1 pseudogene is annotated in these 633 nt (G+C 73.6%); it reads right to left on the minus strand.

Annotated elements, in window-relative coordinates:
- A pseudogene (locus tag U9R90_RS36655) lies at window positions 1–613 on the minus strand (aspartate aminotransferase family protein); the annotation flags it as partial.
- Window positions 614–633: the final 20 nt, after the last annotated feature.

Consider the following 633-nt stretch of genomic DNA (forward strand, 5'->3'; position numbering starts at 1 on the left):
CGGTGGGTGTGGGGATGGTGACGGGGTGGGGTAGGCCGAGGAGCCAGGCGGCGCGGTGGAGTGAGTGGTGGGCGTTGGCGCCGGTGATCAGCTGGACTGAGCCGTGTTGTTCTCGGGCGTGTTCGCGGGCCAGGAGGAGGGCGAGCTGGTTGGCTTCGGTGCCGCCGGTGGTGACGAGGGCGTCGGCGCCGGGGTGGACTTCGGCGGCGAGTGCGCGGGTGACGAGGGCTTCGAGCGCGGAGGCTGCGGGGGCCTGGTCCCAGGAGTCCATGGAGGGGTTGAGCGCGGACGCGGCGAGGTCGGCGGCGGTGGCGACGGCCAGTGGTGGGCAGTGCAGGTGGGCTGCGCAGAGGGGTTCGGCGGGGTCGGCGGCGCCTTCGGTGAGGAGCCGTACGAGGGTGTGCAGGGCCTCTTCGGCGCCGGTGCCGTGTTCGGGGAGTACGTCGCCGATGGTGTCGCGTACGTGTGCGGTGACCATGGTGGGGCCCCCGGTGGGGAGGGGGCCGTGGCGTCTGTGCGCGCCTTCTTGCAGGGCGTCGAGGACGGTGCTGAGCAGGGGGCGCAGTGCGGCGGGGCCTGCGGTGCCTCCGGAGAGGGGTGGGGGGCTGCTCATGCTGTGGCGGTGTCCTTCGG

Origin of the sequence: Streptomyces sp. E11-3, assembly GCF_046540415.1 — a bacterium.
GTDB lineage: Bacteria > Actinomycetota > Actinomycetes > Streptomycetales > Streptomycetaceae > Streptomyces.